We start from the raw sequence: 6,080 nt of genomic DNA on the forward strand, positions 1-6,080 counted from the left end.
AACGTCACCCCCACCGGCCGCCGCTGAGCTTCTGCCGACGTGCCGTTAAGGCCACCTTACGGGCGTCAGACGCCCGTAAGGTGGCCTTAACGGCACGTTCGTCCTTTGTGGACTACGAACCGGCGGGAACGGCGGCGTGCAGCCGGTCCCGCAGGGCGTCGATCAGCGCTTCCAGGTCTCGCGGGCCGTTGGCGGTGCCGAAGACGTGGTAGTCCGGGCGGACGAGTAGCGAAGTCGCCTGGTACCGCGCCAGATACGGCCGATAGACGTCGTCCACGTCGACGTCGTCGTCCAGCCGCACGACGTGCGTCCCCAGACAGTCGAGGAAGTACGAGCGGTCCTCGTCGAGTGCCTCGGTGGTGAGCAGGACGAAACCCCGGCCGACGACGTCGTCGAACAGCCCGGTGTCGCCGTGCAGGCGCACCCGTCCCTGTGGCACGACTTCGCCCGCGCCAGGGCTTTCGTGCAGCAGCCCGCCGGTGAGTGGTTTCGCCGGTTCCGGCCGGGTCGGTGGCTTGCCACGGCGGTTGGCCAGCACGGTGGCGTCCCGTTCGGCCGCGGCCGCCGGATCCGTCACGCAGATGACCCTGCCCAGCTGGACCGACGCGAGAATCGCCTCTTTCGCCTGCGCGCGGCGTTCTTCGGGATAGCTGTCCAAAATAGACTCTTCGGCGAGCCCGCGAAGTGTGCAGTCCAGCTTCCAGGCCAGATTGGTGACGTCGCGGATGCCGGAACACATGCCCTGGCCCGCGAACGGCGGCATGAGGTGCGCAGCGTCACCGGCGAGCAGCACGTGACCCACCCGCCACTGGTCGGCCCAGCGCGCTTGGAAGATGTACGTGGTGCTGCGCAGCAGGGTGGCGGTCTCGGGGGTGACGCCGAACGGCGCCATCAGCCGCCAAGCCGTTTCGTCCTTGTTCAGTTCGGCCGTGCTCTCGCCCGGCAGGCGCATGAACTCCCAGCGCCGGCGCCCCGGCCCGCTGCCCACCAGCGTCGTGGGCCGGGCCGGATCGCAGATCTGCACGTTCGTCGGCACGAACTCGCGCGGTTCGCGGAGCTGGACGTCGCAGAGCAGCCACTCGTACGAGAAGCCGAGGTCGGTCACCGGCACGTCGAGGTGTTCGCGGACGAAGCTGTTGGCGCCGTCGCAGCCCACGACCCACCGTGCCGACAGTGTCCGCGACGCGTCTTCGGAGTCGGTGGCGGTCACTTGTACGCGCTCGTCACCGTCGACGATGTCCACGACCTCGTGCCCGCGCAGCACGGTGATTCCGGGCAGTTCCTTCACCCTGGCCGCGATGAGTTCCTCCAGCGCGGGCTGGTGCATGGTGTTCGCGTCCGGCCAGCCGTACGGGCCGGACGTGCTGAAGGCGATGTCGAGCAGCGTCTGCCCGGCGGCGGTCTGCCACTGGTATCCGTTGGCGGGCGCGGTGATCCGCCCGAGGCCCTCGCCGATGCCGGTGGCGGCCAGCAGCCGGGCCGTCTCGCCGTCGAAGCTGGTCGCCCGCGGCAGCTTGTACGGCCGGGGACGCCGTTCGAGCACGGTCACCCGCCAGCCGCGTCGCGCCAGCAGCACCGACAGGGTGGCGCCGATCGGGCCGTTGCCGACGATGACGACGTCCGTGTCCGTCAAGGGAACCTCACAGGTCACGAGTCAGGCGGCTCAACCGCTCGCGCAGGCACTCGACGCGCCCCGGCACCGACGGATCGCCCTCGGGCCAGCCAAGGTCGATGCCGATCCGGCCGTCGAAGGTGCTCATCACGTAGCCGCCGAGCGCGAGGGTCTCCCGCATCCGCGACGCGGAGTGCAGATTGGTCAGCCGCAGCCCGTCCGGCGTGCGCATCCGGGGCACCACACCCCAGTTCATGATGCTGACCACGGCCAGGGCGAGGTTCGGGTTCCACGGCTTGGCCGCGGCGGGCCTGCTGAACATGTCCAGGATGCTGCGCTGGACGGAGCCGTCGGCGAGACCCGCCCGCAGCTGTTCGCCGATCGCCCGGCCGATCGCGACGGCGTCGTGCTCGATTCCGTCCGTCACCTTGAATCCCACGCCGCCGAGCACGTTCGTGCCCTCGGTCGCGCCGACCGGGGGATCCAGGCGGCCGCGCAGGTTCACCGAATACCGGTAGATCAGGTCGGTCGGCGGCATGTCCCGGATCTCGGCCTCGGCGAGCAGGATCACGCCCGACAGCAGGCCGTTCATCGTCACGTGCTCGCGGTGGCCGAGTTCCGCCAGCGCCGTCGTCTCGGCCGCGGTCAGGCGGTGCTGGATCACCGGACGGACGACGGGATCCGGGAGCGACGCCGGTGCGGGCGCCGGGGTTTCCGGTGCGGCCGGGGCGTTCGCGTGAATGCCGCGCTCGGCCAGCAGGTCCTCCAGCGACCGGGGGTACGGGTGCCGAGGCAGGTCGAGAGGCACACCATTGACGACGTCGGTGTAGCAGGACCAGAGCGTCGAGAGGATCGCGGTGGCGTGGTGCGCGTCGGCGACACTGTGCTGGATCGCCAGGCAGACGGCGGCTTCGTCGCCGTCGCGGACCACGTTGAGCGCGCTCAACGACCGGTGCTGGTCGATTTCCAGGCCCGCCAACGGCTTTTCGACGTCCCCCTCGGCGAACCGGATCTCCGGCCGGGCGTCGGACTCGGTGAGAACGACGCCGTCGTCGCCGATCTCCACCCGGGCCGAAAGCTGCGGATACGCGCGGTACACCGCTTCGAACGCGGTCGTCAGCGCATCCGGATCCAGCCGCCCCGCGGCACGCACCGTGTAGCCGATGTACGACTCCCTGAGGGCATGGATCTTCTCGCTGGGCGACAGCGCGCGCAGGACACCGGCTCGCGTCACGGATTTCCTCCCGTGCTTCCGGTCAGCGCGACGCCGGCCAGCTTCTCCGTCATCGTCGCGATCATGGCGGCGGCCTGGTCGACCAGGAAGAAGTGGCCGCCCGGCAGGACCCGCAGCTCGGCGGGGCCGGTGGTGTGCTCCGCCCAGGCACGGGCCTCGGCGACCGACACCCGCGGATCGCGGTCGCCGGTGAACGCCGTGATCGGGCAGTCCAGCTTCCGGCCGGGCTCGTGCCGGTACGTCTCGACAGCCCGGTAGTCGCCGCGGATCGCGGGCAGGATCATTTCCAGTAGTTCGGGGTCGGCGAGCATGGCCGCGTCGGAGCCGCCCAGTTTCCGGAGTTCGGCCACGAGCCGGTCGTCCGACACGTCGTGCACGTCGTCGTCGCGGTAGCGCGAGGGCGCCCGCCGCCCGGACGCGAACAGGTGCACGGGCGCGGGCAGCCCGGCGTCCGCCATCCGCAACGCCAGTTCGTAGCCGATGATCGCGCCCATGCTGTGTCCCAGCAGCGCGAGCGGACGGTCGTCGAAGTGCCGCAGCACCTCCAGGATCCGGCCCGCCAGCGCGTCGATGCTGTCCAGCGGCGGTTCGTGACGCCGGTCCTGGCGGCCGGGGTACTGGACCCCCAGTACCTCGACCGCGGGGGCGAGTGCCTTGGCCACCGGGAAGAAGAAGCTGGCCGACCCGCCGGCGTGCGGCAGGCACACGAGGCGGACCCGCGCGTCCGGTGCCGGCTGGAACCGGCGTACCCACTGTTCGACGTGCTCCGCAGTTTGATGCACGGCCAGTTTCCCTTTCGGAGTTTCGTTCGCTCAGGCGAGTTTCAGCGGGAGGGTCCTGGTACGGGTGAACGCGGGCCGCAGGATCCACGGGATCTCTTCCCTCGGCACCGCGAGCGACACGTCCGGGAACCGGCTGAACAGCCCGTGCAGCGCCACCTCGGCCTCCTGATAGGCCAGATGCTGCCCGAGACAGCGGTGGATACCCTTCCCGAAGCTGAGGTGGCTGTCGCTGTCGGGCCGGTCGACGATCAGCTTGTCCGGCTCGGGGAACCTGCGCGGGTCGGTGTTGGCGGCCAGCAGCAGCGGCGCGACCGGCGTGCCCTTCGGGATCGTGACCCCGCCCAGCTCGACGTCCTCCGACGGGAACCGCGCCTGCGTGAACTGGAGCGGTCCCAGCCGCTGCAGCTCCCGCACCGCCTGCGGCCACAGCGAAGGATCGGCCTTCAGCCGCGCGAGCTGGTCCGGGTGCTCGAGCAGGAACAGCACCGAGTTCCCGATCAGATAGGTCGTCGTCTGGTGCCCGGCCGTCACCAGGCTGAACAGGATCCCGACGATCTCGTCGTCGGAGACGCGGTTGTTGTCCGCCGCCTGCGCCTGCACGAGCGCGGTGACCAGGTCGTCCTTCGGTTCGACGCGCCTGCGTGCCATCAGTTCCCGCGAGAGGTCGATGCACTTGCGCAGGGCGGGCGGGATGTTCGGGCCGTCCATCGTGGCCATCGCGTTGCCCCAGGCGTGCCAGTCCGCGCGGTCGGCCTCGTCGATGCCGACCAGCTCGCAGATCACCGTGACCGGCAGCGGGAAGCAGTACTCCTCGACCAGGTCGACCGGTGAGCCGTCCTTGCCCTGCTCGGCCATCTTGTCGAGCAGATCGCCGGTGATCTGCTCGACGCGGGGCCGTAGCTGGTTGACCCGGCGGGCGGTCAGCGCGTAGGAGACCAGCTTGCGCAGCCGGGTGTGGTCCTCACCGTCGGCGGTGTTGAGCTTGTTGGCCATCCACGGGATCAGGTCCTCGGGGAAGTCCATCGCCTTGAACACGCCGGCCCGGATGTCCGCGAGGGGGGAGTCCTCGGGCGGGTTCGTCAGGAACCGCGGATCGGTGAGGACCCGGAGCACGTCCTCGTAGCGCGTGGCCAGCCACATGTCCGGCCCGCCCATCATGGTGCCGATGTTCAGCGTCCCGGTGTCCGGCAGCGGCTCCTCGCGCAACCGCGCGTACCAGCCGAACGGGTCGGCGACCACCTCGGGTGAGAACAGGTCGACCGGTTTGGCCGAAGGCTCGGCGGTGGCGGTCATGGCCCTCCCTTTCCTGGCGACGAATGTGCGATCCGCACGCGGGGGCGGGCGCGCCGCGGCCCCGTTCGGACCGTAGGGAGACGGGGGCGTGCCGAGCATCCCCCAACCTGATAAGGCTGCGCCGCCGCGTCCCGGCCCTGTGTGTCTCTTGTGGACAGTCGGGAGCGCGCTACCCACGGCGCTATCAGAACGAGGGATGCCCGGCGGGCCGGGTCTGTCCTAGCCTCCGGAAGAACCATGCAGGCCGGCGTTGATCGACAGGCGGTCACGCGAAAACGATGCTTGAGGGGTACTGGTGACAAAGCCGACTCCGAACGAGATTGGCCAGGGCTACGACGCTTTCGCGGAACTGCTCGACCAGCTCTGGGGCGAGAATCTGCACCACGGCTACTGGGACGACACGTCGGGAGACCAGTCGCTCGAGGAAGCCACCGACCGGCTGACCGACAAGCTCAGCGGGATGCTGACCATCCGGGCGGGTGACCGGCTGCTCGACATCGGCTGCGGCAACGGCGAGCCGGCGATCAGGCTGGGCTCCGCGAGCGACATCATGGTCACCGGCATCTCCATCAGCGAGCGGCAGGTGGAGCGCGCGAACGACCGCGCCTTCAAGGCCGAGCTGGACGACCGGGTGGTCTTCGAGTACGCCGACGCGATGGATCTGCAGTTCCCGGACGAGTCGTTCGACATCGTCTGGGCGCTGGAGTCCCTGCACCACATGCCGGACCGGTGGCATGTGATCCGGGAGGCGGCCCGGCTGCTGCGGCCGGGCGGGCAACTGGCGATCGGCGACTTCCTGCTCACCCCCGGCCCCGACGGGCCGGAAGCCGACGCCGCCAGGGTGCGCGAGGTCGGCAAGGGCGTGGTGTCGGTCGTCGACCTCGCCGAGTACCAGGCCCACCTGCGCGAGGCCGGGCTCGAGCCAGGAGCCGCCGAGGACGTCAGCAAGTACACCCGGCCGTCGTGGGACAAGGCGGCGGTGCGGTTCGAGGCGCTGCGGGAGCAGGCCGTGCCGCACATCGGGGCGGAGCAGTTCGAAGCCACGCTCTCGCGGTTCCGCGCGTTCAGCGCGGAACCCGCCCTTGGGATAATACTCCTGAACCCGCGCAAACCACACATTGCGGGCGCGCAGTCCCAAGCTACGCAAGAAGACTACCAA

5 protein-coding genes are annotated in these 6,080 nt (G+C 70.0%); 1 reads left to right on the forward strand and 4 read right to left on the reverse strand.

Annotated elements, in window-relative coordinates:
- Nucleotides 1–112: 112 nt before the first annotated feature.
- The 4 genes from ACFWX1_RS43065 to ACFWX1_RS43080 are packed head-to-tail and all read right to left on the reverse strand — an operon-like array spanning nucleotide 113 to nucleotide 4,921.
- A complete protein-coding gene (locus ACFWX1_RS43065; RefSeq protein ID WP_378395677.1) occupies nucleotides 113–1,633 on the reverse strand; it encodes a bifunctional 3-(3-hydroxy-phenyl)propionate/3-hydroxycinnamic acid hydroxylase in 1,521 nt (506 codons plus the stop codon).
- A gap of 7 nt (nucleotides 1,634–1,640) precedes the next feature.
- On the reverse strand, nucleotides 1,641–2,846 hold the full coding sequence (locus tag ACFWX1_RS43070; RefSeq protein ID WP_378395678.1) for an acyltransferase: 1,206 nt from the start codon (nucleotides 2,844–2,846) through the stop codon (nucleotides 1,641–1,643).
- Complete coding sequence (locus ACFWX1_RS43075) at nucleotides 2,843–3,628, reverse strand: thioesterase II family protein (RefSeq protein WP_378395679.1); 786 nt, start codon at nucleotides 3,626–3,628, stop codon at nucleotides 2,843–2,845. Before ACFWX1_RS43075 ends, ACFWX1_RS43070 begins: the two co-directional genes overlap by 4 nt.
- 30 nt (nucleotides 3,629–3,658) lie before the next feature.
- On the reverse strand, nucleotides 3,659–4,921 hold the full coding sequence (locus tag ACFWX1_RS43080) for a cytochrome P450 (protein ID WP_378395680.1): 1,263 nt from the start codon (nucleotides 4,919–4,921) through the stop codon (nucleotides 3,659–3,661).
- Between the two features lie 295 nt (nucleotides 4,922–5,216).
- Between ACFWX1_RS43080 and ACFWX1_RS43085 the strand changes: the two genes are divergently transcribed.
- A partial coding sequence (locus tag ACFWX1_RS43085) for an SAM-dependent methyltransferase (protein WP_378395681.1) occupies nucleotides 5,217–6,080 on the forward strand: 864 nt, incomplete at its 3' end.

This window comes from Amycolatopsis sp. NPDC059021 (assembly GCF_042739895.1).
GTDB lineage: Bacteria > Actinomycetota > Actinomycetes > Mycobacteriales > Pseudonocardiaceae > Amycolatopsis.